This window comes from Halomonas sp. GD1P12 (assembly GCF_025725645.1).
Taxonomy (GTDB): domain Bacteria; phylum Pseudomonadota; class Gammaproteobacteria; order Pseudomonadales; family Halomonadaceae; genus Vreelandella.
The window spans coordinates 3361854-3387792 of the sequence record NZ_CP107007.1 but is presented as its reverse complement, the minus strand read 5'-3'; the positions used below and the strand labels follow the sequence as shown (position 1 = coordinate 3387792).

The window sequence follows — 25939 nt, the reverse complement described above, 5'->3', positions numbered from 1 at the left end:
GACGAACCAGAGTTTGCGTGCTTAGCGCGTCAGCTCGGCATCCACCAACCCGGCGGCTTCGAGAATACCGTAGACCTCGTCGGCGCGGTCACTAAGGTAGCGATTCGTGGCCTCTCGGTCCTTGGGAGCAATCACCAGGCCCACATCGCTGGCTGCTGTTTGAAAATCGTCATCCTCGAGCAGCGTGTAGAAGGCTGAAGCCAAGGCGTCACGGCGCTCATCCGAGACATCTTGAGGCAGGTACAGCATGAAGAAGTCCTCCGCCGTGAAGTCGTAGCCCTGCTCCTGGAAGGTAGGGATGTCCGGGGCGAAGGGATGGCGTTCGGTGGCGGCGACCCCCAGCAGTTTGAGCTGACCCGACTCGTGCTGGTCAGCGAGCAGCGGTATCGGTAAAAGTGCCGACATCACCTCACCAGAAAGCAGCGCCGAAAGCGTCGGTGCGTAGCCCTGATAAGGGATCTTGGTCAGTTCGACGTCGAACTGCGCCTCGAGCATGCTGGCCGCGATAAAGGAGAAGCCGCCGGGGGAATCGTTGCCGTTGATGATCGCACCCGGCGCGCCTTCGAGCATGTCGAGGTAGGCGTCCAGGTCCTCGATGCCAGTGCCACTTCCTACCGCAAGGGCAGCGGGTTCCGGGCCGATGAAGACCAGCGGATCGAGTTCGTCCAGGGGCGTCGCATTAGGGTTCATGTAACTCTGGGCAATGGCATGGGTGCCCATCATCCCCAGGGTGTAGCCATCGGCGGCGGACTCGGCCACGTGGCGAACCCCGGTAGAGCCGGCGGCGCCGGTTACGTTTTGCACCACCACGGGCACGGAAAGCACGCGGCTAGCGTGGTCGGCCATCAGGCGTGCGGCTAGGTCATACGCACCGCCAGCGGGCCAAGGCACGACGAGAGTGAGGGCGCGGTCGGGAAATTCATCGGCCAGGATGCTGGAGCTCAGGGCCAGGCCCAGGGTGGAAGCTACGATCAAGCGGCGAAAGGTCATGTCGGTTACCTATCAAGGGGTCAGGGGGGATCAACGCGAAGCGTTTGTTGTGGTTGTTGGTGAGTGAAGGCGTGCGTTGAGGGGGCTCCTTTTTTTAAGTGGTGAATAATGAGTCGTTGGTCGGAAACGCCCGAAAAATAGCGGTCTCTCGGGCGTTTTGGTCAGCGTTTCTGGAGATGATCGATGGCCGTTTGCCGATCGATGACGTCGCCGTACTTGCTGTCGATATCGAACAGGTTCGCCTCGTGTGGGTCCGGGTGGCGGTCGCCCACGCAGTCGCGCACGACCATGACGCGAAAGCCGTATTGCAGCCCGTCAACGGCAGTGGCGCGAATGCAGCCGCTGGTCGAGCAGCCGGTGACGATAATCGTGTCGACCTCCATCGCCACCAGCATCGAGGCAAGCGAGGTGCCGAAGAAAGCGCTGGCGTACTGCTTGGTGATGACCGGCTCCGTCGGCGCGGGCGTCACTTCGTCGCAAAACTCGGCAAACGGATTGCCCGCCACCATGGCGCGCATCACCGGTGATTTCTTCACCCAGACACCACCGTCGATCTGCTCGGGGGCGTGGTAAAGAATGTTGGTGTGGAGGATGGGGGTGGCGCTTTGCCGGGCGGCGTCGAGCAGCGCCGGCATATTGGCCACGGCCTCGACCACCCCGGGAGCGTAGAGCGGCGACTCTTCCAGCACGTAGCCTTTCATGAAGTCCACCACCAGCAGCGCTGCTTTCCGCCCGAAGCCAATCCGGCCGTCCCATACGCCCCGGTAGTTGTCCTGAACCGAGCTGTCCTGTGTCGCCATGACCGTTACTCCTGATAAGCGCCCGAGAGCAGCGCCCCGGCGCCGGGCACGATCGGTTCGATATCCAGCGCCTTGAGCATGGCGTAGGTGGTGGCGATAGCGGCGGTGATCACCGGCTTACCGGTCAGCGCCTCGACCTTGGGCACCGCCGCAAGCGAGGGCATCTGGACACAAGCCGATAGCACGATGGCATCGATGTCGGTCAGATCGAGACTGGCCACGATATCCGGCAGGTTGGCCGGGTCGTGGCGCGCCACGTCCAGGTTATTGGGAATTTCCAGCGCCCGATAGTCGACGACCTCGATGTTCTCCTGGCGAATGTAGTCCACCACCATCTCGGTGAGCGGCTTCATGTAGGGCGCCACGACCACCACACGCTTGGCTTTCATCACGTGCAGGCCGTCGACCAGCGCGCCGGCGCTGGTTACGATGGGCGTATCGCTGTCGTTTTCCTGGGTGCGGATGCGCAGGCGTTTCTGAGACTCGCGGTGATAGCCCGGCCCCATGGACATGATGGCCACGAGACAGGCGTACCCCATGACGTCTACGGCGGCGTCGGAAAGCTCCAGTGCGCAGCGGTCGGATTCGCCATCCATCGCGGCCAGCTCGTCCTTGCTGACGTTTTTCATGCGCATACGGCTGGAGTGGAACGTGAAACGTTCCGGCCTGATCAACTGACGCGCGGTCAGCATTGCAGGGATTTCCGTCTCCATGGTGATGTTGGAGCTCGGCACGATCTGGCCGATACGGTAGGTCTTGTTATCAGAAGTCATGGCAGCGCTCTCTTAAAGTGAAGTGCCAAGAAAATCGTCGAAGGCGGTGAAGAAGCCCTCGAAATCGTCCCATGGAATCATGTGACCGGCGTTGTCGGCGGTGGTGATGCGAATCGACGGCAGTAGGGTCTGAATCTCTTCGCGATCCTCTGGCTGAATCACCCCGCCTTTGCCCGCGCAGATCAAAAGCGTTGGTACCTCGATACTCGGAAAGTCCTGATGGATATCGACGGTGTGGAACTCCTCGAAGGTCTGCACGATGGCGGGCGTGTAACAGGTATGCAGCCACTCAGCGCGTAGGCGAAGCTGTTTTTCGCTCCAGGTGGGGCAGTAGGTGCGCATGGTGTCGATGTCGGCGCCTTCGGTGCAGTCCTTGATGGAGTCCACGTACCAAGGCAGCTTACTGGGATACTCTCGTCGACCAGGGCCGGAGACCGGCGGGTCGATCAACACCAGCTTGTCGATACCGCTGGCACCGCGATTCATAGCGCGAAGCGCAAAGCGCGCGCCCATCGAGTGTCCGGCCAGAACAACGTTCTTGAGACCCAAGGCTTCGACGAAGGCCACGACGTCATCGGCGCAGGTGTTGGTATCGTAGGCGATCTCTGGGCCGGTCGAGGACAGCCCGCGCCCGCGAACGTCGAGCACGTAGGTATCGAAATGGCGACCCAGCCGATCAGCCACGAACGCCCAGGTAATGGCGGGGCTGGTGATGCCCGGGATGATCACCAGCGGTTGGCCGGTGCTTGAGGCCTCGCCACCAAAGCGCAGGTAGTGCTGACGAATACCGTTGGCGTGAACGTTGGCACCGTACTGATATGCGCTGTTGGAGATTGTGTCGGTCATGCCGGATTCTCCTCGTTGGCGGTGTTCGGTGTTTTCAGCGGTGTTTCAAACACGTCGTAACCAAAGACCCACGCCGGGTCCTCTTCTTCACGAAGCCAGGTATTGTCGTGGGACACCTTTTGCACGCGAGAGGCGCGCTCGAAGCGGTTGGCGCGGTAAAGCTCGAAAGCCGCGTGGTAGTCGTCTGCGCCCACTTCTTCCAGGCAACGCACCAGCATGGCGGCGTCTTCAATGGCCATGGCGGCGCCTTGGGCCATGTGCGGCTTCATGGGGTGGCAAGCGTCTCCCAATAGCACCAGACGGTTGTCGTGCCAAAGTGGCAAGGGGTTACGCTCCAGAAGCGGCCATTTGGTGACCGACTCGGTGCATTCGATCAGCGCTTGAACGGTCGGGTGATACCCCTTGAAGGCCTCGAACATCTCTTCCTGAGAGCTATCGACGAACGAGGTGCCGTGATTCCAGTCGGGCTCCGGCACGCCGGTCACGTAGTAGTACTCTTTTTCATCGCCGGTCACGAAATAGACCATCATGTGGCGATCCTCGGACCACCACTTTACGCAGGCTTCGAAATCCAGGTTATACGCCTTGAGCTTCTCGGCAGAGATGATGGCCCGATGGGCGACCCAGCCGCTGTAAATCGGTGCTTCCGTACCCAGTAGCTTTTCGCGAATCTGCGAGTTGACGCCGTCAGCGCCGATTACCAGATCTGCCTCTTCGACCGTACCGTCGGCGAAGGTTAAACGGACCTTGTCGCCGTTGTCGTCGACGTCGGTCACGCGCTTGTCGAAAAAGAGCTGGTCCTGATCAAGAGTGTCGACCATGAGTTCGTGTAAGTCGCCGCGGTGCACGGTGATATAAGACGCCCCGTAGTGCTCCCGGGCGTATTCGCCCAAGGGGATGCGCGACTGATATTCGCCGGTCATGCCGTTACGGCTGAACCAGTAATCCGGGTGAGACCCCATGGCATCGAGCTTGTCTTCGATGCCGATGCGACGCATGACCTTCATCACGTTGGGCCCTAAGTGTATGCCTGCGCCCAAGCGAGAAAAGGACGGGGCCTGTTCGTACACCTTGGTGGGATAACCAGCCTGTTGCAGCAAGGCGCCCGCCGCGGCGCCGCCCAAGCCTGCACCAATAACGGCAATGGTGGGTTTATCGTTCATGGAGTCGTTTCCTCGCTTTTTATTGGCGTATGGCTGGCGCCAGGAGAGCGCCTAAGGCCTCTTAAAAGTAGCCATTATCTCTTGTTAAATAACGTATACACCATTTATTTTTTGGTCAAGAAAAAACGCACGTCAATTATATAAACTCTTCGTATAGTGTGTTTAATTTATAAGTTAATGAATTTAAACATTATTAATTAATTTATAGGTTTTTTTAATTAAGACTTGATTGTAATGCAGCGGGAATGATATACGTTTTATATGCATTATTTAAGACGTATGCACTGTTAATGCCCAGGCTTTAAAGGTATGCACTTCTATGGTGCCGAGTCGATTTCCCAACCATCGGGTCGGCTTGAAAAAACGCTGCTTTAAAAGCGAATAGCGGCATCGCTTGGCTGCACTAAAACGCAGATCTGCTAAGCAGTAGAGCTTAAGACGCACCACCAACGACAGACGACTTCAACAATAACGATGGTCATCCCCTATGACGCTGAAGTTAAACGTAAATGGCCAGCACCATACATTGGCCGTTTCTCCGGATACGCCGTTGCTGGCCGTTCTGCGCAACGACCTGGCGCTGAATGGGCCGAAGTATGGCTGTGGGCTCGGCGAGTGCGGGGCGTGCAGCGTGCTGGTCGACGGCGTCGCGGCGCGCGCCTGCGTATTGACGGTAGCCGCGGTGCAAGGCTTCGAGATCACAACGCTTGAAGGGCTTGCCGAACATCAGCGCCTGGATCCGGTGCAGCAGGCTTTTATCGACGCCCAAGCCGCCCAGTGCGGGTATTGTCTGAACGGTATGATCGTTAGTATTCGCTCGTTGCTTAACCATACCGCCACCCCTTCCGACGAACAGATACTGGCCTCGCTCGATCACAACCTATGCCGCTGCGGTACTCACCTGGAAATTCTGTCGGCGGCGCACCTGGCCGTGGAGCTTGAGGCCGACCGGCGGGGAGGCCTGGATGCGTAAGTCGCTGGGCGCTTCATCTTCAGCACAAAAGACGCTGCCCGCTCAATTGCCCGGGCTTCGTTATGGCGTGGTGATTCGCCCGCCTACCTATGGCTGGACCGGCGAGCGCTTCGAAAGCGCCCGGTTGATAAGCGTCGATGACACTTCGATTGGTGCTTTGGGGTGCGAGACACGTGTTGTCGTTGAAGGTAATTTTGTCGGGGTGGTCGCAACGACCTTTGAGTCCGCGCGCAATGCGGCCCAGCACCTGGTGCTTCGCTGGGAGAAGCCTGCCTCGGTGGCTAATACGCAGCGCGAAACCCTTCTTGAAAAACAAAACACAGAAGACGCGTTTGCCCGCGATTATGGTTGGCCAAGCCGCTTGCGCTGGGGCGAGATACCGGAATGGGTGATCGCTGAAAGCCGCGACGCTGCATTGAATGTATGGACGCGAACCGCCACCCCCGAGGCGCTGCGCCACGATCTGAGTCTGGCCACATCGGTCGATGGTACGGCGATCACATTGCATGCCCCGGATGGCAAGGCACTGGCGACAGGTCTGGGTCGCCACTGTGGTGACGACGCCGCCGTGGATGCGGCGCTGCTGGCGAAGGCGGTCGGCGCCCCGGTGGCCGTATGGCTTAGCGCGGCGTACGAAGCCGACGTGAAAGCGCTGGGTCGGGCGCAGCGTATGATGCTGAGTGCGACGCACCAAAATGACGCAACCATTTCGCATTATCGGTATCGTCAGGCCTACGCCAACGGCGAAGTCGCGGCCGTTGGGCTACTGCTGAGCGGGCGGGCGACCCTCGGGGCGCAGACTGAACGTAAAACATTGCTTTTTACCCCCTACCGTTTCGAACAATCGCACCTGTCGGCGCACACCGGTGAGCGGCCCGCGGCCAATATGACGCTTCAGGACGTGCAGCAGACCTTTGCTCGCGAGGCGTTCGTCGATGAGCTCGCCCACGCGAGGGGGGAGGACCCGTTAACGCTACGTTTGGATCACCTGGACGATGACCGGGGTAGCGAGTTGCTTACTTCTGTGGCTCGTCAGGCCGGCTGGCCGAAGAAAGAGCCAGCAGAGCCATCCGCGAGCGACATCTTGAAAGGGCGAGGCTTGGCCTACGCCCAGCTTCCCGACCGCCACCAGCGCTTGGAAAGCGGTGTGCGCTCCGCTTGGATTGCCGATGTCGACGTCAACCGCGTGACCGGCGATGTCCGGCTGACGCGGCTGGTGGTAGGACAGGATAGCGGCGACGAGGTGGACACGGCACACCTTCAGCAAACCCTCCAGGAGCGGGTGCTGGGCGAATCGCGCGGGCTGCTCGGCCGCGCCCCGACCTTCGATGAGTGGGGTGATGGTCAGACGCCGGAGACTTCTTCAAACGCGCTCGCGACGCGCACGACAGAACTTTCGACGTCATCGTTCTCAAAGCCTGCGGATTCATCCACCTTGCCCTTGGTCCTGGAGGACGCCGAATTTGCCCCCGGCGTCGCCGTTATCGCCAATGCGCTGTTCGATGCCACCGGCGTGCGTTTTCGCGAGCCCCCCTTCACCGCCGGGCGCGTGCGCCAGGCCCTTGACGAACAGGATCCCGAATGTCGAAAAGGCTTACCGCCCGGTGCGAAGCCACCGCGCAAGAAGGCGACTCGGCGGCGCTGGCTCGCGGCGGCGGCGCTGACGACGGTGGCGGGCAGTGCGGTCATGGCTTGGCCGTGGAAAGGAGCGATCACCCCGATCACCCGGCCCGGTGCCAACCTCTACTCTGTCGAGACCATCGAGCGGGGACGGCTGGTTGCGGCGGCGGGCGACTGCGCCGCCTGCCACACGACCGAGGGTGGGGCCACCAATGCCGGCGGACACGCCTTCGAGACCCCCTTCGGCACACTTTACAGCACCAACATTACCCCAGACGAAGCGACGGGCATCGGTAGCTGGTCCTTTGCGGCCTTCGAGCGCGCCATGCGCGAGGGGGTCGGTCGCGACGGGCGCCACCTCTATCCGGCGTTTCCCTACACCGCGTTTGCCAAGACCAGTGATGCAGATCTCCAGGCGCTTTACGCTTACTTGATGGCACAGCCGGCGGTGTCTGCACCGGCACCGAAAAACGCGCTGACGTTTCCTTTCAATGTGCGTGCGCTCATGGCGCCTTGGCAGGCGCTCTATCATGACCCCACGCCCTTTCAGCCAGACCCTACCCAGAGCGAGCTATACAACCGTGGCGCCTACCTAACCGAGGGGCTTGGACACTGTAGCGCCTGTCATAGCCCGCGCAATGCAATGGGCGCCGAGAAGCAGGGCGAGCAGTACCTGGCGGGCGCCGTAGTAGATGGGTGGGAGGCGCCGGCGCTCAATACACTGTCGCGCTCGCCGGTGGCCTGGAGCGAAAGCTCGCTCTTCGATTACCTGCGCCATGGGCGCTCCGAGCTGCACGGCGTTGCCTCAGGGCCGATGGCGCCGGTGGTAGCCGGGCTCGGCGAGCTGCCAGAGTACGACGTTCGCGCAATTGCCCACTATGTGGCGCAGCAGATGCAAGCGCCGGCCGAAGACGCCTCTTCGGCTCGAGCCGAGGCCCAGCGCTTGACCGCCGCCACGAGCGCTGAGCCTGCAGGCATGGAAGAGGGGGCGCAGCTTTTCCAGGGCGCCTGCGCGGCCTGCCATGTGGATAACGGCGTGCCTGGGTTTACCAAGGCTTCAACCTCGCTTGCACTCAATACCAATCTGCACAGTGACCGGCCTGACAACGTCATTCAATCGATCATGGGCGGTGTACACGATACCGCCGTTCCCGGTACGGGCAGCATGCCTGGTTTCGCCGACAGCTTTAGCGATACACAGGTCGCAACGTTAACGGCTTATCTACGGGCGCGCTTCGCGCCCGAGGCGCCCATGTGGCAACAACTCGAACAACGCGTCGCTGAAACACGCCAACCTCACTAAAACAACACGACCTTTCTTCCTAACGATACAAAACGAGGTGGATCATGAAACGAAGCAAGTGGATATGGGCCGTCTGGCTGGTGGTGCTATTGAGCTGCCTTGTGCCGTACACCCTGCTGACCAATATCAACGCGTGGTACGGCAGCTTTTTGCTGTGGAGCTGTGCAGGGCTCGCCATCATTGTGCTGAATGTTCATATCACCAAGGATTTCGAGGAGCACGACAATGACTGAATCGATGATTTGGTGGTCCATCGGCATTTATCTATTGATCGCGGTCGGTATCGCCTTTCTATCTCGCCAAGGCCCGGCGGAGAGCATGTCGGGTTACTTTCTGGGCAACCGGCAGATGAACGGGTTCGTCTCGGCGCTGAGCTACAGCGCCACCACCTATAGCGCTTTCATGATGGTAGGCCTTGCCGGACTTACCTACGCCGGCGGGGTCGGGGCGTTGGGCTTCGAGATTATCTATTTCGCCGGCGTTTCGTTGGTGGCGATCTTCGGCCCGCGTTTTTGGGCGGTCGGTAAGAAGTTCGGCTTCGTGACCCCCAGCGAGATGCTGGGGCACCGTTATAACAGCAAGCGGGTAGCCATGGCCGTTTCCGTGGCCAGCTGTATTTTCCTGATCCCCTATTCCGCCGTACAGCTTGCCGGTGTTGGCTATCTGCTGGAAGGCATGACCGATGGTGCGATCAACTTCACGACGGGCGTGGTGATGGCGACCGCGATCGCTATCTTCTTTTCCTATATAGCGGGCATCCGTTCAGTGATGTGGACCGACTCATTACAGGCGCTGATGATGATCGTGGCATCGACTCTGGTGGCGTTTCTGGTCATCCAGGGGCTGGGCGGCTTTAGCGGACTGTTCGGCACGCTTCAAGCCGATCATCCTGCCTCGCTCAGCGTGCCGGGATCCGGGCTTTTCAGCTTCGTTACCTTCATGGGGCTATGCATTCCCTGGTTCTTTTTTAGTCTTTCCAACCCGCAGGTGAGCCAGCGCCTGTTCATGCCGTCTTCGCTGCGCTCGATGCGCCAGATGCTGATTGGCTTTTTGGGGTTCGGCTTCATCTACACACTGGTCTCGGTGCTTTGGGGCTTCTCCGCGCTCGCTGCCTTTCCGGGGCTCGAGCGAGCGGACTTGGCCACGCCCTCGCTGCTGGCCTCCGAGTTCGTGCCGCCTTTGCTGGGTGTGATCGTCATGATCGGCATCATGGCCGCGGCGGTGTCGACCATTGACTCGATCATGCTCACGCTAGCCTCGATGCTCTCGCGTGACGTCTATGCCAATGCCAAGCCCGGTGTCGACGAGAAGCGTCAATTGATGATGGGGAAAATCGTCGTACCGATCATTGCACTGCTTGCGCTGGGCTTTGCCGAACTGCAGCTGGATTTGATCGCCGTATTGTCGGTGGCCGCCTCTTCCGGGCTGGTCGCTATGGTGCCTGCGATCATCGGCGCCTTCTTCTGGAAACGCGGTACCGGCGCTGGCGCTCTGGCGAGCGTGGTAGGTACCAGCGTTTTCGTACTTGGCATGTATGCCACCGGTAACTCTCTGCTTGGCCTACCCTCGGGCATCTGGGGCATCGTCGTCTCTACGGTCTTGTTCATTGGCGTGAGCCTCGCCACTCAACCCGACCAGGCTTCCGCAGATGCCTTTCTGGGCGCGATTACCGACGAACTGGGCCGTAAAAAGCGCATGTCGGCTAATACTTCGAGCAGCGCTGACAGCAAAGCCACCGTCTGATGCATTGAACGGGGCTTAACCGCCCTCTGCGCTGACGCAGAGGGCGCACCCTCATCGACGCTCTTCAGGAGGCGTTATGGATCACGCAAGCTTTACCGAAATTTGTATTCACCAATTGAAAATGTCCGGGGTCAAATCTGACGAACGGCTCATCGTGCTCACCCAAGGCAACGAGCGTCTTGATTACGCCGATGCGTTCATGGCCGCCGGCCGGCGCTTGGGCGCCAATATGTATCATATGCGCCTGCCTCCACCCTCCGTGATGGGTGGCTGGAACGTGGGAACCACCGGTCTCGCCGCCATGCCGGATGCCGTTGAAGCGCTGAAAAACTGCGATATGCTCATCGACTGTATCTTTTTGCTTTTTTCACCGGAGCAGATGGCTATTCAGGACGCGGGGACGCGCGTGCTCACGGCGGTGGAACCGCCGGAATTGCTGGCGCGCATGCTGCCTTCCAGGGAGCTCAGAGAGAAAGTCGAGATTGGCGCAGCGATGCTTGAAAAAGCCAAGGTCATGCGCATTACCTCGCCCCACGGCACGGACGTAACCTATAAGTTGAACACTTATCCAACGGTTGCCGAATACGCCTGTACTGATGAACCGGGGCGGTGGGACCACTGGCCCTCGGGCTTTGTGTTCACTGGCGGCGACGATGACGGTGTCGACGGCACGATCGTGGTGGCCCCTGGCGACATTCTATTGCCTCAGAATATGTACGTTCGTGAGCCGATTACCTATACCATCGAAAAGGGTTGGATCACTGATATTCGCGGCGGCTTGGATGCCGAGCTGGTCAAATCCTACATGGAGAGTTTCGACGACAAGCGCGGGCTCGGCATGAGCCATGTGGGCTGGGGGATGAACCCGAATGCCAAGTGGCATCGTATGGTGCCCGGCGAATTTCCCGGCGGTATGGGCATGGAGCCGCGCAGCTTCTACGGTAATGTGATGTTCTCTACCGGCCCCAATAACGAGCTTGGCGGCCCCAACGATACGGCCTGTCATTTGGATATCCCCATGCGAGGCTGTTCGCTGTTTCTTGACGATGAGCCGATCGTGGTTGATGGCGATATCGTGGTCAAAGAAATGCAAATGCCCGGGCACTGACGCTTGAAGCAGTACGCAAAAGGCACTCAAGGGTGCCTTTTGCGTTTTGAGTACTACCGTTCAGCGCGCCCGCTCCAAGCTCTGCACCGTCAGATCCAGCGCCTTGTACATGTCGAGCCGGGCGGACAGGCCGATATCCGGGTGGTTGAGATCGTGGGCGCGCTCGGAGGGCAGGATCGGGGCGGTTAGATCGTCGGCGTCGGTGGGTTCGAAATCGAACTCCTCGCCGATCGGCAGGGCGCTGCGGCGTAACAGGATTCGTAGCTGCGCTGGCGTCAGGGTCGGGTCGATCGACATCATGGCTGCCAGCAGGCCCGTCACCAGCGGTGTGGAGTAAGAGGTGCCGCAGTGCGGCTCACCCTGCTCGCCCTCGCGGGCCGTGGAGGCGCGCACGCAGGCGGCGGCGGTGATATCCACGCGCATGTCGATGTTCGAGGCGTCGCGCTTGATCGCGTAGCGGACGTCCTCGATGGCGACCTCTTCGCCGCTTCGCTCGTGACCGCCGACCACGAACAGCTGGTCGGTGACGAAGGAGGAGGGCAGGCGGTAGTCGTCGCGCCCGGAGAACGACGAGGCGTTACCCGCCGAGTTCACCACGACCACGTCCGGGTGCTCGCGGCGTAGCCACAAGAAGAACTCCTCGAGCAGCTCCTCATAGCCGTCCATGGCGATGCCGGAGCGCACCAGCGAGTCGACCTCGTCACCGTGGATATCGACGGTCCCCACGCGGTGAATGCCAAAGCTCCAGTTGAGGAGGCGGGCGCCGTCCTCCACCAGGTTGACCGAGGCGGCCACGTTGGCGGTGATGCCGGCATCCGAACCGCGGTCGACGATGACATCGAAGCCGGGGCCGACGCTGTCGAGCCCGCGTAAAAAACCGCTGTTGCCACCCTCGTTCCAGGCGGCGGCCAGAATGCCCGCCACCGTGGTGCCGTGGCCGTCGGGTTCAGCGGCGTCGGTGGCGTAAACGCAGGTGCGCGTTGCGCTCTGGCGGCAGTCGCCCAGGTAATCGGCGAAGTCCGGGGTATCGAAATCGACGTTGCGCTCGATGACGCCGATACGCACGGGGTGGGTGTCGATATCGTCGTGATCCGGATTCAGGCGCCGCTGATAAAAGTTCACCGCGTCCAGAAAACGGTTCGCCGCCCACTCCTGGTCGTGAGCCTCGGGCGGGGGGCTGGCGTCCTGCTCGATACCGTCTTCAGTACTCTCTTCGGCGTTCGACTCTTCCACCACCACGGCATCCACGCTGAGCTCGCTGCCGAGCCTGAGCACCAGCGCGTCGCGGGCAACCAGGTCCTCTACGGGCAGGCGCAGCTGGTAGGTGTTGAGCGGCGGGATCTGGCCGACGACCTCGGCGCCGTACTTCTCGGCCAGTCGCTGCGCCTCCTCCAGGCCGTCGTACTCCTCTTCGATGATCAGGCTGATCAGATCGACGTAGCTTGTGACACCGTCCATGTTCTCGGCGACTTCGTCGTCGGTGGCGGCGATCACATGACTCCCCTGAAGGCTCAGCCAGACCGGGTTGCTTTGACGTTGGCGCTGTTCGAGCCACAGCGGGGCGCTTTGTGTCTCGCCGTCAACCGTGACGCGAAGCCTTTGCCCTTGACGCTCGATGCGAGAGGGCACAAGGGGTGAACCGCTCAGCATGAGCTGAACGTCATCGTCTTCAAGCCCGCTGGCCACCAGACAAAACGTTTGTGTCGGCTGGCTGAAGCGCTCGCCACAGGGCTGAAGCCTTTCGATGCGAAGCGGGTTCTCGGCGCTGGCGCTCGACGTGCTCACGGTTAGCAGTGCGACCAGGGGTAAAACGGCGTACTTGACGACCATGTCGCGAAATCCTTTACATCCATGAAGGGCAACAGCATAAGCGCGCCGCTTTAACTTAACGTGAACGGTTCACCCGGGGTTAGTCCCAAACGCCGAGCTGGCGCCGGTGAATCATCTGCGCTTGAGTGGCGGTGATTGGTCGAAGCCGTACCTCGGTGCCGGGCAGGCACTGGGCCAGGCGCGCGCAGGCGCTGGGGGTGAGCGCGCCGATGCGCGGATAGCCCCCGATGGTCTGGCGGTCGTTCATCAGCACGATCGGCTGGCCGTCCGGAGGCACCTGGATCGCGCCCAGCGGAATGCCTTCGGAAACGATACCAGAAGGTCCGCTCAAAAGCGGCGTGCCGGTCAGGCGGATGCCCATGCGGTCGGCGCGATCATCCACGCTCCAGCGCTGGTTAAAGGCGTGAAAGAGGCTTTGGCCAGCGAAGCGCGAGGCCTGAGCGCCGAGCACCAGGGAAAGCGGCCCGGGGGTATTCACCGGCAGCACTGCCTTCGAGGGCAGCGCGCGCGAGGCGACCCCGGCGCCGTGCCAGGTCAATCGGTCGCCCGTTTTCAAGGGCTTGCCGTCATCCAGGAGCCCGCCCATCTGTTCGCGCACGGTACAGGCGCGGCTGCCGAGAATCTCGGGGGCATCGAGCCCGCCGGGAAAGGCGAGATAGGCGCGTAGTCCGGTTTTTGGCTGACGAAAGACCAGGCGCTGGCCGGGGCGCAGCGTAAAGCAGGCGTTGGGCGCGAGCGGCGCGTCGTCGAGGCGCGCGTCCAGGTCAGCACCGACGAGCGCCAGCGTCACCTCTTTTTCGGCCTCGAGCGTCAGGTTGCCCCCCAGCACGATTTCGAGCGCGGCGCTGTCCGGGGCGTTGCCGAGCAGCCAGTTGGCCCAGCGATAGGAGATCCAGTCGGCGGCACCGCCCTGGGTCACGCCCAGGTGGCTGACGCCGAAGCGTCCGGTATCCTGTATCAGCGCGAGCGGCCCTGCCTGGCGTACGATCACGCCCTGGTGGTTCGCGTTGTTGCTCACGAACGCTCCTCCAGCGGGGTGCTGTCGCCGCCGGCGGCTTCGAACTCGGCGCGTGTGACGGCCTTGAAGCGCACCTTGTCGCCGGGGCGTAAAAGCGGCTCGCCCTTTTTGGCGTACTCGAACAGCGGCACCGCGGTGCGGCCCAGTATGTTCCAGCCGCCGGGGGAGCGTAGCGGGTAGATAGCGGTTTGGCGCTCGGCGATGCCGACACTGCCCGCCGCCACCCGCTGACGCGGGGTCTTCAGCCGCGGTGTGGCGAGCGCTTCGTCCACCAGCCCCATGAAGCCGTAGCCCGGCGCGAAGCCCAGCGCAAAAACGCAGTAGTCATGAGCGCAGTGACGCTCGATGAGCGCGTCCACATTCAGCCCGGCGCGCTGCGCTACCAGGGGAAGTTCCGGGCCGACGCTTTCGTCGTACCAGACCGGGATCTCGTGAAGCGTGCCGCTTTGGGACTCCGCCGGTGCCAGATCGGTCAGCGCCTTTTCGATGGCCTTGCGCGCGTCGGCAAATGACAGCTGTCGGCAGTCGTAGTGAACCAGCAGCGTCGTGTAGGAGGGCGTGAGGTCGATCAGAGCGCCGCCCATTGCCTGGCGCAGAGCGCTATCCGCCGCCATGATCCACGCCATGTTGTCTTCATCGATGGTCTCGAAAAGACGCACGGTGATGGCGTCCATGGCGGCGGTTTCAAGACGCGGCCTCACACCGACTCCAACGCGTTGAAGGCCTCGCGAATGGCCCGCACCGCGGCCACGGATTCCGGGTTGTCACCGTGTACGCAGAGCGTATCGCAGGCAAGCGTGAGCGAGGTGCCGTCGCGGGCGGTCAAGGGCTCACCCCTGGCAAGCGCCGTGGCCTGAGCGACGATGGTCGCGCGGTCGTGATGCACGGCGCCTTCCAGACGGCGCGAGGCGAGATGGCCGTTGGCCTCGTAGGCGCGGTCGGCAAACGTTTCGAACCAGAGTGTCACGCCCATTCGTTCGGCGAGCTCGCGCTGACCCCGGGTATCGGCGGTGGACATCACCATGAACGGGAGCGTCGCGTCGAAGGCTTTCGCGGCGCGAAGCGCGCCTTCGAGAAGCGCGAGGTTGGCGGCCATGTCGTTGTACATCGCGCCATGGGGTTTGATATAGGCAAGCTCGGCACCTTCGGCGCGGCAGATGCCGGCTAGCGCCCCTGCCTGGTAGAGAATCATGTCCTCGACCTCGGCGGGCGAGCAGGCCATGGAGCGCCGCCCGAATCCCATCAGGTCCGGATAGCCCGGATGCGCGCCAATGCGCACGCCATGCTCGGCGGCCAGCGCCACGGTGCGGCGCATCACGTGGGGATCAGAAGCGTGGTAGCCGCAGGCGATGTTGGCGCAGTCCACGAAAGGCATCACCTCGGCGTCCAGCCCCAAGCGCCAGTTGCCGAAACTTTCGCCCATGTCGCAGTTGAGCAGGGGGAGGGCCATGATGTCTCCTGTCGCGGTGTTGAAGGCAGTGAATGCCGTTTTGGACGTCTTTCCAATATAGGGGAGAGGCTTTTTTGATTGCCAGCCATTTTTCTGCGAATGCTATCGTATTGAAACGCCGGACAATGCTGGCCAGCGGTGCGAAGCGTTGAAATAACGCACGATATTAGCGCCTACACTGAGAAAACCGGGCTGCCCGTTTGAGCCGCGATATTCGCCGCCATGGGATCGACGAGGATTTTGACGAGGGTTTTCGAACCCTTTGGTGCGTTTTATGGCGCGATGCAAGCGAGCTGCCAGACGGCAGTGCTGTTTGGCCTTGATGTTGCATCGATAGCGCATTCACATTCGAGTGTCTGCTTCAAAAACAACGACCCGATAGGGAACAAGAGGAACTCTCCATGCGTATTCGTGCCACCCAATCGCTGCTGCTGATATCTGCTTGCGCCTTCGCCTCGAGTGTACAGGCGGCGCAGTGGACCATGGCGACGCCTTACGGCGATGCCAGCTTCCATACCCAAAACACCAAACAGTTTGCCGAGGATGTCGCCGAAACAACCGACGGCGAGTTGACCATCACCGTTCACAGCGGCGGTTCGCTGGTGGCCCACGGCGAGATCAAACCGTCGGTGCGTCGCGGCACCATCGATGCCGGCGAAGTTTTCCTGTCGGTGCTCTCCAACGATAACCCGATTTTTGAAGTGGATACGCTGCCCGGTGTGGCCGGCAGCTACGATGAGGCCTTTTCGCTTTGGCAGGCAACCAGGCCGATGATCACCGAGCTCTTTGCCGAGGAGGGCCTGATTCCGCTCTATGCCGTTGCCTGGCCGTCTCAGGGGATTTACACCAGCGAGCCGTTGACCGACCCGGCGCAGTTCGAAGGACTCAGGGTGCGCGCACCGAACATCAATACCCAACGCTTCGTCAGCAATTTGGGCGGCAGCCCCACCGAAACCGAGGAGTCGGACATTCCCACTGCCTTCAGCACCGGCCGAGTGGATGCGATGATCACCTCGAGTTCGACGGGCAACGCCATGACGGCCTGGGACTACGTCTCGGACTACACCGACGCCAACCTGTGGCTGCCGAAAAATATCGTGTTTATCAGCCAGCGAAGCTTCGACCGCCTGGACGAAGAGACGCAAAGCGCACTGATGGACGCGGCGGCCCGGGCCGAAGAGCGGGGCTGGGAGGCGAGCCGTGAAGACAATCAAATGAGCCTCGAAGCGCTCGAGGAGAACGGCATCGCGGTTTCAACGCCCAATGAAGAGGTCTCGGCGGCGCTGCAGCGCGCGGGCGACGCACTGTTCGAAGATTGGCGCTCACGGGCGGATGACGAGGCCGAGCAGGCGCTGAGCGACTATCGTGAACAGGTCGGTCGTGAACAGGCCGGTCGCGAATAAATCGGTCGAGAACAAACCCGTTGAAAGCGAACGGGTCGCTCAACCGACGAGCCAGGCATGAGCTTTACGCCGGTGCCCGGCGTCGGCGTTTTTACGAGGCGCTACGATGGTGTTCAAACTCGATAGGCTTTACCGGCTTGGCGCCTGGGGGGCGGCGGCGTGCATGATCGCGATCTGCACGCTGATCACCTTTCAGGTGCTGTTTCGCCTGCTGGATGCGCTGCTGGTGCTGGTTGGGCAGAGCCGGCTCGGCATCAGTATTACCGGCGTTTCCGAGATGGCGGCGTATCTGCTGGTGGGGGCCACGTTTCTAGGGCTGGCCTACACCTTCACCCACCACGCACACATTCGCGTGACGCTGGTGATTGCCCGGCTGCCTTCACGGCTGCGCGTATGGTTTGAGGTGTTTGGGCTGCTCGTGGCGCTGATCATCAGCGTGATGCTGTGTTACGGGCTGGTGAGCCTCGCCCGCGAAAGCCTTCAGTACAACGATGTCTCGTCGGGCTTTTTGTCGCTGCCACTGTGGATACCCCAAAGCGTGCTGATTCTGGGCGTAGCACTTCTGTGCCTGGCGCTTCTGGAGGCGTTGCTCATGGCCGTGCACATCGGCGTACGTGATCCGGCAAGCTTTCGCGAGGCGACGGCCACTGACGACAGCGAGATGCACTGATCATGGCTTGGCATTTGTCACGACCCTACCAGGCAGGTTCAAGGCGACGAGCACGCATGATCGAGAACGATACAGAGTGGGAGACGCGCTCGTGCTATTACTCAGCCTGATAACGCTGGTCACGCTCTTTGCGCTGCTGGGAAGCGGCGTTTGGGTGGCCTTTGCGCTCATGGGAACGGCCTGGATCGCGCTGGCGTTTTTCAGCCCCTTCGACCCTAACCCGATACTGGCCTCGGATTTCTGGGGCGCCAGTTACGGCTGGGATTTGACTGCGCTTCCGATGTTCATCTGGATGGGGGAAATCCTCTTTCGCTCCGGGCTTGCCGACAACATGTTTCGCGGCCTCTCGCCCTGGCTGAACCGGCTGCCCGGGCGCCTTTTGCATACCAACATCATCGGCAGCGGCCTGTTCGCCGCCGTCTGCGGCTCCTCGGCGGCGACCTGCGCGACCGTTGGCAAGATGACGCTGCCGGAACTCGAACGGCGCGGCTACGATAGCCACATGGCGATCGGCACACTCGCCAGTGCCTCGACGCTGGGACTATTGATTCCGCCTTCCATCGTGTTGATTGTCTACGGGGTCGTGACGGAGCAGTCGATTTCGCGGCTCTTCATGGCCGGCATCGGGCCGGGGCTGATGATTCTGGCGCTGTTCATGAGCTATCTGGTGCTCTGGGCGCTGATCAAGGGGCGCAGGGACGGGTTGACCGGCGCCGATGAAGCCGATATGCCGCTTTCCCAAAAGCTACGCAACACCCTGGCGCTGATGCCGATTCTACTGCTGATCGGCGGCATCATCGCCTCGATCTACGCAGGTCTTGCCTCACCCACGGAGGCGGCGGCGGTGGGCGTGACGCTTTCGATCGTCATCGCGCGCATCAACGGCCATTTCGACCGTCAAATCTTTGCCGATTCGCTGTTCGCCGCGGTGCGCACGGCGTGCATGATCGCCTTCATCATCGCTGGCGCCTCGTTCTTGACCTCGGCGATGGGGTTTACTCAAGTCCCCATGCGCCTGGCACAGGCGATCGGCGATATGGGCCTCTCACCGACGCAGCTACTGGTCGCATTGACGCTTTTACTGCTGGTAATGGGATGCTTTCTGGACGGGATCTCGCTGATCCTGCTGGTGACATCGATCATCATGCCGGTCATCAGCGCAGCCGGGTTCGATTTGATCTGGTTTGGTATCTATCTGGTGATCGTGGTGGAAATGTCGCAGATCACCCCGCCGGTAGGCTTCAATCTATTCGTGATCCAGAGCCTGACGGGCAAGGATATTCTCACGATCACACGCGCAACGCTGCCGTTTTTCCTGCTGATGCTGCTGGCCATCGCGCTGATGCATCTGTTTCCCGCGATCGCGCTCTACTTGCCTCGTGTCATGACGGGGTAGTCAGCGTAACGCCTTGATCATTGGCCGTAGATCGACACGCCGCTGCGCCCCGAGCGCTTGATGTAGTACATGCTTTGATCGGCGGCGGCGATCAGCTCGTGTTCGCTTTCGAATACGCCGTCTGACAGGCAGGCGATGCCGATGGACACGGTGATGTAAAGCGGCTTGGTATCGTGGTAGGCCATGGCCTCTTTTTCCAGCAGCGTCATGATGCGCTGAGCGAGGCGCAGCGCGCTCTGCGCCGTTTCATCGGGCATGATGATCAAGAACTCTTCACCACCGTAGCGTCCCGCCACATCGGAGGCATCCACCAGCGCCAACAGCGCCTTGCCAAAGCACTGCAGCACCTCATCGCCGACCCGGTGGCCGTAGCGGTCGTTGAGCGTCTTGAAGTGGTCAAGATCGATGAAAACGACCGACATGGTGCGCTTTTTTTGACGGCACTTTGCAAAGCGCTCCTTGAGCTGCTCTTCGAGCCAGGCGCGATTGGCCAGCTGGGTCAGAGGATCAAGGCGGCTATGCTCGAGCAGGGCGTCATGCTGCTGCTCGAGCTTGTGAAAACGCTGCTGCTGCGCTTCGAGTCGAGCGCTGATGGCCAGCGCGTGCTGAAACAGTAGCTGCTTGGCCTCGCTCAGCACGGCCTGACTGTCGATGGGCAGCGGTACCGCCAGTTTGAGAAGGTCGCTTAAAAGCTCAATTTGCTGATGCATGCGATGAAAAAGCGATTCAAGCAGGGCGACGTGCTCCGACTGCGCCGAGGAGAGCTCAAACAGCAGCGTGGAGAAGGATTGAGGCGCGTTGGGTGACAGCCAGGCATCTGCCAGCGGCCCGGAAAAGCGCACGCACAGCGCCACCGGGTCGTCGGTGAAAACAGTGTCATGGCTTTCGTCGATCATCTGAACCAGGCTCTCTGGAAGCCCCCACTTGGCCGCAAGCCAGGCACCGATGAGCGTATGATCACAGCCAAATCGCTGACGCTCCTCCTTGGCCAATTCCATGTGGGACAGATCACGCTGGGTGTAAAGCGTCGCTGCCTCTTCGGGGTAGGCCAGTTGAAGTGCCAGAATGCCGATATCCTGTAAAAGCGCTGCGGTGAACACCTGCCCCAGGCGCTCAGGGCAGCACTTTTGTGCAAGTTGGCTCGCGATCGCCGCCGAGGCGATCGCTCGCTGCCAGGTCGGCAGAGCGATGTCGCTGGTCTGCTCATCCTTGAACAGCGCAAAGCTCAAAACGGTGGCAAGCGTGGCGTCGGTGCCCAGCCGCTGCGTCGCCTCGAGACTCGTGATGGCGGGGTTGGGCGAGCGCACGTGGTGCGCGGTGTTCGCCACGGCGATCAGGCGCGCCGTCAGGGCCGGATCGTGTTCGATCACCCCGGCATACTCCTTGAGCGAGGCATTGGGCGCGCGCGCGATTTCCAGCACCTGCATCACCACGGCCGGAAGCGATGGGAGCGAGGCGGTCTTTCGCAGCGACCGGCTTAGAAAATGGGGCAGCTTGTCGGTCAGGGAGTGATAAAGCGGCTGCTCCGGAGCCGGGTGGCTCTTCATTTTTTCTCCATGGACACTGCCTCAGCGCAATAAGCGGTTATTATGACTGCATGGACAAAGCATATACTTTTAAACGCTTCTCGTCGCCCTGCACGCTGGGTCAATATGCGTGAAGCGTCTATTTATACAGCTGAAATTATTAACGTTATAAGATAAAAACGTTGTTTCGACTGCGCTAATTCCAAGGGCGGGTTTGCTCATGCAAAAAAAGGATGAGACGGCAGAGACTTTTCGTCCACTGGCGAAAGGATTTGGGCGCGAAGACGCCAGGCGGTTTTATCTTTTAATGGCAGAAAAGCTGGCGCAGCTTTTACACATGGATCATGTGCTGATCGCCGAATATGTGGGCGCGCGTAGCGCCCAGGCCCTTGCCTTCTGGTCACAGGGACAATCCAGCAGTCACTTCACCTACTCGCTCAAGGGCACGCCCTGCGAGACCATCAGTGAGCATGCCCCCTGCCACTATCTGGAAAAGGTGCAGACGCTTTTCCCCCGGGACGAGCTGTTGACGTCGCTCAACGCGCAAAGCTATGTCGGCTTTCCCGTGTTTGGCTCAAACAGCGCGCTGCTCGGGTTCGTGGCAGTACTGGCGAACCGCGCAATTACCTGGGGGGCGTTCGAAAACGACATACTGATGATCGCCGCGGCCCAGCTGGGGACGGAGCTCGAGCGTCAGAAAACCGCGCTCGCGTTGAAAAAAAGCGAGCGGCTCTCCCGGGAAAGCGAGCGGCGTTTGAACACGCTGCTTAATCATCTGCCGGGCATGGCTTACCGCTGCCTCGACAATCGCCGCCGTGACCTGCAGCTCGTAAGCCTGGGCGCTCGGGCATTGACTGGCTATTCGATCGAGGCGCTAAAAGCGGGTCAGAGCGTCACGCTGGGCCATTTGATTCATGACGAGGATCGCGAGCGGGTATTTACCGAGCTTTATAACGCGCTCAAGGCGCGTAACCCCTACCGGCTCGTGTACCGGCTTCGCCATCGAGATGGCTGCTACCGCTGGGTATGGGAGCAGGGCCAGGGCGTATTCGATATCCAGGGCGCGACCGTTTGTCTGGAAGGCTTCATTTGCGATATTACCGAGCAGCACGAATTCGAGCGCGTACAAAATACGGTCGTCCAGGTCGCCTCGTCGGTCACCTCACGGGTGAACGGGCACTATTGCCAGCAACTGATCGCCACGCTCATTACGCTGCTGGAGGCGGATGGCGGCTTCATTGCGCTGCTCGATAAGCCGCTGAGCCTTAAAACGCTTGATGCCCAGGCGCTTGACGAGCACATTGGTCGGGCGAGGATCACCACGGAAAGTCTGGTCGTGCGAGGTATTTCGCTACCGGCGCACGCCTTTGGTCTTCGCGGTTCGCCCTGCGAGCGGGTCGTGCGCGACCAGGAGGCGGTCGTTCAGGACAGCGGCGCCATGGCGCTGCCAGCGGTCGAGCTCTGTGCCAAGGCCTGGATCGGGCGGCGGCTCGATAACGCCGCGGGCGAGGCCATCGGCGTCATGATGGTGTTTTACCAGACGCCGCTCAGCGCCAACGCTTTTGCCACCTCGGTGCTGCGAATTCTCTCCAACGGTGCCGCCGCGGAGCTCGAGCGTCAGCGCGATCATCGTCGCATCGAGTATCTGGCCTATATCGATACCACTACGGGCCTACCCAATCGGGCCAGGTTCATGGAGCGTTTGGCCGCCTTCGCCGCGCGCGTTCATGCCCTGTCCCTCGTGCTGCTGGATATCAAGGATTTTCGTGAGATTAACGATCTTCACGGTCACGCGGTGGGCGATGAGCTATTGATCGCCGTCGCAAGGCGGCTTCAGGCGGCCGCGCCGTCTGGAGCGTTCATCGCGCGACTATCGAGTAATGAGTTTGCGGTGCTTTTTGATAAAGCGAAGGGCAAGGCGCTCGACGCGACCGCCCTGCAGCTGGAAAACGCGGTGTGTCAGCCCGTATGCCTTGATCACCTAACGCTGTTGATCGGGGTCAATATCGGCCTGGCGCATTACCCCGACACGGTCGAGGCGCCTGACGATCTTTTCAATGCCGCCACCCTGGCGCTGCATCACGCCAAGCGCACGGCCCAGACGCGCTGTCGCTATCAGCCGGCGCTGCGTCTCGATATCCAGCGCCGCCAGGAACTCACCGAGCGGCTACGGCTGGCCATCAGCGAGCAAACGCTGAAGCTTTATTTTCAGCCGCAGCTGGATCTTGTGAGTGGCGAGCTGGCCGGGGCAGAAGCGCTGTGCCGCTGGCACGACGTCCAGTGGGGCTTTATCAATCCTTGCGAATTCATCGCGCTGGCCGAAGAGCGTGGGCTGATCAATCTGCTGGGTGAGTGGGTGCTGGCTCAGGCCGCCACCCAGCTAAAAGCCTGGGCGAGTGCGGGCACACCGCTGACGGGGCGCCTGTCGGTCAACGTCTCCGCTCAGCAGTTCGCCAACCCGCAGCTGTTGGAGAAAGTTAAGCGATTGACCCAGGGCGTTGCGCCGCAAGCGCTGGGTCTGGAGCTGACGGAAAGTGCCGTCATGCGCAGCCCGGATCAGGCCGTTTTGACAACGCAAGCGCTGCGCGAGGCGGGCTATACCATTGCCATCGACGATTTCGGCACCGGCTACTCCTCGCTCTCCTACCTGCGCCGCTTTGCCGCAGACGTGCTCAAGATCGACATCTCGTTCGTGCGCCATATCGTCGATAATCCGCAGGACCGGGCCATCACCCAAACCATCATCGATATCGCCAAAACCCTGGGGATCAAGCCGCTGGCTGAAGGGATCGAAAGTGAGGCCCAGGCACGGCTACTCACCGAGATGGGGTGTCACCAGGGGCAGGGGGACTGGCTGGGCGAGCCGCTTGATGGCGATACGTTTGCCCGGCGGTGGCTGGGCGCCTGAGCCAAGCGACGAATAAGCTTTTTTAGAAAGCTCCAAGCGCCTGACCGATCAGATTGGCGCCCACCAGCAGCATGGCGATGATGACCAGCCGATAGAACAGTACGTCGTTGACGCGACTTTGCAGCCAGAGTCCGCTACGCACGCCTATCCACGCCACGGGTACCAGTAAAAGCGACGCCCAGGCACTGGTCAGGTTGACCTCCCCCAGCCACACGTAAGGCCCCAGTTTGATGGCGTTGACGATGGCGAAGGCCACCGCGCAGGTAGCGATAAAGGTCTCCTTGGCAAGCTTGCGCGGTAAAAGGTACACGTTGAGCGGGGGTGCGCCGGCGTGGGCGATGAAACTTGTGAAGCCGCAGACGCTGGCCGCCGGTAGCGCCCAGCGCGTCGAAATGGGCTTTTTGGCGACGGGCTTGAACAGCATGTACACCGCGAATACCAGCGATAATCCCCCCAGCACCAGCCGCACGCCCTGATCGCTGAGACTGCCGAACAACAGCGTGCCTACCGCCACGCCGATGAAAAGCCCCGGCAGAAAGCGCCACACTTCCGCCATGTCGTGCTTGCCCCACCACGCTTTCACCGCGAACACGTCCATCACCAGAAGCAGCGGCAGCAAGAGCCCTGCCGCCTGGGTCGGGCTGATCACGAGCGCCATCAGCGGCACCGACAGCGTACCAAAGCCGCCGGCAAACCCGCCCTTGGAAACGCCGGTCAGATAGACCGAAAAAATGATGAGCAGCCAAGCGAGAAGTGAAAAATCGGGGAGCATGAAAGCCTTGACGGTTGAGCGCGACCCCAGGATCGCGCGTCCATTGAAAAACGATAAATATGCTATCGGCTCGCCTCGTATGCCAGTACTGCCTTCCAGGCCCCTATTCCAGCTTGGAACGCATGCCGAGGCGGCCTGTTCACATCGAATCAGACCCGCACGTGGCAGGACCTGAGCGCCTTATTAACGGCGATCGCTTAAAGAATGATCACCGTCGCCAGGCCCAGAAACGATAGAAAGCCCACCACGTCGGTCACGGTGGTCAGAATGACGGCACCCGAAAGCGCTGGGTCGATGCTCAGGCGCTTGAGAATGAGCGGAATCAGCACGCCCGAGAGATTCGCCAGGCTCATGTTAATGAAAATCGCCAGCGTGATGACCAGCGTGATGAGCACCTCGCCAAACCAGAGATACGAGATCGCACCGACCACCAGCGCCCAGACCAAGCCGTTGCTCATGCCGACCCATAATTCCTTGTTGTAGAGCCAGCGCTTGTTGTTACCGGCCAGCTGACCCAGCGCCAAGCCGCGTATCACCACCGTGAGCGTTTGGCTACCGGCAATACCGCCCATACTGGCAACCACCGGCATCAAAATCGCCAGCGCCACGATCTGATCCAGCACCGCCTCGAACTGGCCGATGACGAAGGCGGCCAAAAAGGCGGTCATCAGGTTGATGCCGAGCCAAATGCCGCGGCTTTTGGCACTGCGCACGATCGGGGTGAACACCTCCTCCTCATCGCTGACCCCGGACATGTGTTTCAGCGTCATGTCCGCGTCGTCCTGGGTGATTTCCAGCACGTCGGCGGTGTTGAGCTGACCCACCAGCAGACCGTCGCTGTCGCACACCGGCGCGAAGGGGAGTTCCTTGGAGCGCAGTAGCGTCGCTGCGTCGCTGATTTTCATCTGATCGTTCAGGGTGAAGAAGTCATCCATGAACTCATCGACGATCGCTTCCTGGGGCTGCTTGATCAGATCGATCAGCGTCACCGTCCCCAGCAGTCGCTTATCCTTATCGGTCACCATGATCTGCTGCGACTCCTCGTCGAGCAGGTGATGAATCCGGATATAGCGCTGCACCGCCTCCAGCGACACCCCTTGCTTCACATTCACCGTTTCCGGATCCATGTAGCGGCCCACGACGTCCTCTTCGTAGGCATGCAGGTTCTCTACCTGGGCGCGAATGTTGTCATCCAGGCTGGCATAAACGGTCGTCTTGACGTCTTCGTCGGCGACCTCGAGCACCTCGGCCACGTCCTGGGCATCCAGCCCCCGGACGAGATTTTCGATATCGCTGACCGACAGGTCTTCCACGTAGTCGGCGCGAATGTCCTCATCAACACTCGCCAGCACCTCACCGAGCAGCGCCTCGGGAATATAGGCCCATAACAGATTGCGGGTTTTGGCAGGAAAGGACTCGAGCAGCCGCGCAATGTCCCACGCGTCGAGCTCGTTAAACAGCGCGCTTAGCGCTTCGGTGTCATCATCGTCGAGGCGCTGCTGCAGATAGAGCAGCTGTTCCTCGGCGTTGGTGTATTTTTCTTCCTCGTCCATAGGGTCCCTCCCTGGGCACTGGCGGGTGGAAGCCACTCACGTCGTGGGCGGATGGCATTCACATCAGTTTATGGCTCGAACGGCTTGAAAGCCA

21 protein-coding genes are annotated in these 25939 nt (G+C 60.9%); 9 read left to right on the top strand and 12 right to left on the bottom strand.

Annotated elements, in window-relative coordinates:
• Positions 1-21 precede the first annotated feature (21 nt).
• From OCT39_RS15600 to OCT39_RS15580, 5 genes are all read right to left on the bottom strand, one after another.
• A complete protein-coding gene (locus tag OCT39_RS15600; RefSeq protein ID WP_263585354.1) occupies positions 22-990 on the bottom strand; it encodes a Bug family tripartite tricarboxylate transporter substrate binding protein in 969 nt (322 codons plus the stop codon).
• Between the two features lie 161 nt (positions 991-1151).
• Complete coding sequence (locus OCT39_RS15595) at positions 1152-1790, bottom strand: isochorismatase family protein (RefSeq protein WP_263585353.1); 639 nt, start codon at positions 1788-1790, stop codon at positions 1152-1154.
• 5 nt (positions 1791-1795) lie between these two features.
• The gene (locus tag OCT39_RS15590; RefSeq protein WP_318152971.1) at positions 1796-2563 is read right to left on the bottom strand and encodes an Asp/Glu racemase; all 768 of its coding nucleotides are present in this window, start codon (positions 2561-2563) and stop codon (positions 1796-1798) included.
• Positions 2564-2575: 12 nt separating this feature from the next.
• Entirely contained in the window at positions 2576-3409 is an 834-nt protein-coding gene (locus tag OCT39_RS15585) for an alpha/beta fold hydrolase (protein ID WP_263585352.1), read from the bottom strand.
• Positions 3406-4572, bottom strand: coding sequence for an FAD-dependent monooxygenase (locus OCT39_RS15580; protein ID WP_263585351.1), 1167 nt, complete (start codon positions 4570-4572; stop codon positions 3406-3408). Before OCT39_RS15580 ends, OCT39_RS15585 begins: the two co-directional genes overlap by 4 nt.
• Positions 4573-5059: 487 nt before the next feature.
• On the opposite strand from OCT39_RS15580, the gene OCT39_RS15575 reads away from it, so the two are divergent.
• The 5 genes from OCT39_RS15575 (at position 5060) to OCT39_RS15555 (ending at position 11319) form a co-directional block, all read left to right on the top strand.
• Positions 5060-5545, top strand: coding sequence for a (2Fe-2S)-binding protein (locus OCT39_RS15575; protein ID WP_263585350.1), 486 nt, complete (start codon positions 5060-5062; stop codon positions 5543-5545).
• Complete coding sequence (locus OCT39_RS15570; protein WP_263585349.1) at positions 5538-8468, top strand: c-type cytochrome; 2931 nt, start codon at positions 5538-5540, stop codon at positions 8466-8468. Before OCT39_RS15575 ends, OCT39_RS15570 begins: the two co-directional genes overlap by 8 nt.
• Before the next feature lie 44 nt (positions 8469-8512).
• Positions 8513-8701 (top strand): hypothetical protein, encoded by a 189-nt coding sequence (locus OCT39_RS15565; protein WP_263585348.1) that lies wholly within the window; start codon positions 8513-8515, stop codon positions 8699-8701.
• Complete coding sequence (locus tag OCT39_RS15560) at positions 8694-10211, top strand: sodium:solute symporter family protein (protein WP_263585347.1); 1518 nt, start codon at positions 8694-8696, stop codon at positions 10209-10211. Before OCT39_RS15565 ends, OCT39_RS15560 begins: the two co-directional genes overlap by 8 nt.
• Positions 10212-10287: 76 nt before the next feature.
• Positions 10288-11319: a leucyl aminopeptidase gene (locus tag OCT39_RS15555; protein ID WP_263585346.1), complete on the top strand. Its 1032-nt coding sequence runs from the start codon at positions 10288-10290 to the stop codon at positions 11317-11319.
• A 60-nt stretch (positions 11320-11379) separates the two neighbouring features.
• On the opposite strand, the gene OCT39_RS15550 is transcribed toward OCT39_RS15555, so the two are convergent.
• From OCT39_RS15550 to OCT39_RS15535, 4 genes are all read right to left on the bottom strand, one after another.
• Positions 11380-13149, bottom strand: coding sequence for a S8/S53 family peptidase (locus OCT39_RS15550; RefSeq protein WP_263585345.1), 1770 nt, complete (start codon positions 13147-13149; stop codon positions 11380-11382).
• A 79-nt stretch (positions 13150-13228) separates the two neighbouring features.
• The gene (locus OCT39_RS15545; RefSeq protein WP_263585344.1) at positions 13229-14167 is read right to left on the bottom strand and encodes a biotin-dependent carboxyltransferase family protein; all 939 of its coding nucleotides are present in this window, start codon (positions 14165-14167) and stop codon (positions 13229-13231) included.
• On the bottom strand, positions 14164-14868 hold the full coding sequence (locus OCT39_RS15540; RefSeq protein ID WP_263585343.1) for a 5-oxoprolinase subunit B family protein: 705 nt from the start codon (positions 14866-14868) through the stop codon (positions 14164-14166). The genes OCT39_RS15545 and OCT39_RS15540 overlap by 4 nt, the downstream gene beginning before the upstream one ends.
• Complete coding sequence (locus OCT39_RS15535) at positions 14865-15617, bottom strand: 5-oxoprolinase subunit PxpA (RefSeq protein ID WP_263585342.1); 753 nt, start codon at positions 15615-15617, stop codon at positions 14865-14867. Before OCT39_RS15535 ends, OCT39_RS15540 begins: the two co-directional genes overlap by 4 nt.
• 401 nt (positions 15618-16018) lie before the next feature.
• Between OCT39_RS15535 and OCT39_RS15530 the strand changes: the two genes are divergently transcribed.
• The 3 genes from OCT39_RS15530 to OCT39_RS15520 all read left to right on the top strand — a co-directional run bounded on the left by OCT39_RS15530 (position 16019) and on the right by OCT39_RS15520 (position 19086).
• Positions 16019-17020: a TRAP transporter substrate-binding protein gene (locus tag OCT39_RS15530; RefSeq protein ID WP_263585341.1), complete on the top strand. Its 1002-nt coding sequence runs from the start codon at positions 16019-16021 to the stop codon at positions 17018-17020.
• 106 nt (positions 17021-17126) lie between these two features.
• Positions 17127-17690 carry a TRAP transporter small permease gene (locus OCT39_RS15525; protein ID WP_263585340.1) on the top strand — a complete coding sequence of 188 codons (564 nt, stop codon included), beginning with the start codon at positions 17127-17129 and terminating at the stop codon, positions 17688-17690.
• Between the two features lie 91 nt (positions 17691-17781).
• On the top strand, positions 17782-19086 hold the full coding sequence (locus OCT39_RS15520) for a TRAP transporter large permease (protein ID WP_263585339.1): 1305 nt from the start codon (positions 17782-17784) through the stop codon (positions 19084-19086).
• A gap of 17 nt (positions 19087-19103) precedes the next feature.
• Here the strand turns inward: OCT39_RS15520 and OCT39_RS15515 are convergent, their stop codons facing one another.
• Entirely contained in the window at positions 19104-20633 is a 1530-nt protein-coding gene (locus tag OCT39_RS15515; RefSeq protein WP_263585338.1) for a GGDEF domain-containing protein, read from the bottom strand.
• 286 nt (positions 20634-20919) lie between these two features.
• Here OCT39_RS15515 and OCT39_RS15510 point away from each other — a divergent pair, with 286 nt between their 5' ends.
• The gene (locus OCT39_RS15510; RefSeq protein ID WP_263585337.1) at positions 20920-23520 is read left to right on the top strand and encodes a GGDEF domain-containing phosphodiesterase; all 2601 of its coding nucleotides are present in this window, start codon (positions 20920-20922) and stop codon (positions 23518-23520) included.
• A gap of 22 nt (positions 23521-23542) precedes the next feature.
• On the opposite strand, the gene OCT39_RS15505 is transcribed toward OCT39_RS15510, so the two are convergent.
• Together OCT39_RS15505 and mgtE are read right to left on the bottom strand one after the other, a co-directional pair.
• Entirely contained in the window at positions 23543-24292 is a 750-nt protein-coding gene (locus OCT39_RS15505) for a sulfite exporter TauE/SafE family protein (RefSeq protein WP_263585336.1), read from the bottom strand.
• 197 nt (positions 24293-24489) lie between these two features.
• Complete coding sequence (gene mgtE, locus OCT39_RS15500; protein WP_263585335.1) at positions 24490-25845, bottom strand: magnesium transporter; 1356 nt, start codon at positions 25843-25845, stop codon at positions 24490-24492.
• Positions 25846-25939: the final 94 nt, after the last annotated feature.

Coding starts and splice junctions, on each gene's coding strand:
- OCT39_RS15600 (WP_263585354.1), bottom strand. CDS start 990: ATGACCTTTCGCCGCTTGATCGTAGCTTCCACCCTGGGCCTGGCCCTG.
- OCT39_RS15595 (WP_263585353.1), bottom strand. CDS start 1,790: ATGGCGACACAGGACAGCTCGGTTCAGGACAACTACCGGGGCGTATGG.
- OCT39_RS15590 (WP_318152971.1), bottom strand. CDS start 2,563: ATGACTTCTGATAACAAGACCTACCGTATCGGCCAGATCGTGCCGAGC.
- OCT39_RS15585 (WP_263585352.1), bottom strand. CDS start 3,409: ATGACCGACACAATCTCCAACAGCGCATATCAGTACGGTGCCAACGTT.
- OCT39_RS15580 (WP_263585351.1), bottom strand. CDS start 4,572: ATGAACGATAAACCCACCATTGCCGTTATTGGTGCAGGCTTGGGCGGC.
- OCT39_RS15575 (WP_263585350.1), top strand. CDS start 5,060: ATGACGCTGAAGTTAAACGTAAATGGCCAGCACCATACATTGGCCGTT.
- OCT39_RS15570 (WP_263585349.1), top strand. CDS start 5,538: ATGCGTAAGTCGCTGGGCGCTTCATCTTCAGCACAAAAGACGCTGCCC.
- OCT39_RS15565 (WP_263585348.1), top strand. CDS start 8,513: ATGAAACGAAGCAAGTGGATATGGGCCGTCTGGCTGGTGGTGCTATTG.
- OCT39_RS15560 (WP_263585347.1), top strand. CDS start 8,694: ATGACTGAATCGATGATTTGGTGGTCCATCGGCATTTATCTATTGATC.
- OCT39_RS15555 (WP_263585346.1), top strand. CDS start 10,288: ATGGATCACGCAAGCTTTACCGAAATTTGTATTCACCAATTGAAAATG.
- OCT39_RS15550 (WP_263585345.1), bottom strand. CDS start 13,149: ATGGTCGTCAAGTACGCCGTTTTACCCCTGGTCGCACTGCTAACCGTG.
- OCT39_RS15535 (WP_263585342.1), bottom strand. CDS start 15,617: ATGGCCCTCCCCCTGCTCAACTGCGACATGGGCGAAAGTTTCGGCAAC.
- OCT39_RS15530 (WP_263585341.1), top strand. CDS start 16,019: ATGCGTATTCGTGCCACCCAATCGCTGCTGCTGATATCTGCTTGCGCC.
- OCT39_RS15525 (WP_263585340.1), top strand. CDS start 17,127: ATGGTGTTCAAACTCGATAGGCTTTACCGGCTTGGCGCCTGGGGGGCG.
- OCT39_RS15515 (WP_263585338.1), bottom strand. CDS start 20,633: ATGAAGAGCCACCCGGCTCCGGAGCAGCCGCTTTATCACTCCCTGACC.
- OCT39_RS15510 (WP_263585337.1), top strand. CDS start 20,920: ATGGCAGAAAAGCTGGCGCAGCTTTTACACATGGATCATGTGCTGATC.
- OCT39_RS15505 (WP_263585336.1), bottom strand. CDS start 24,292: ATGCTCCCCGATTTTTCACTTCTCGCTTGGCTGCTCATCATTTTTTCG.
- mgtE (WP_263585335.1), bottom strand. CDS start 25,845: ATGGACGAGGAAGAAAAATACACCAACGCCGAGGAACAGCTGCTCTAT.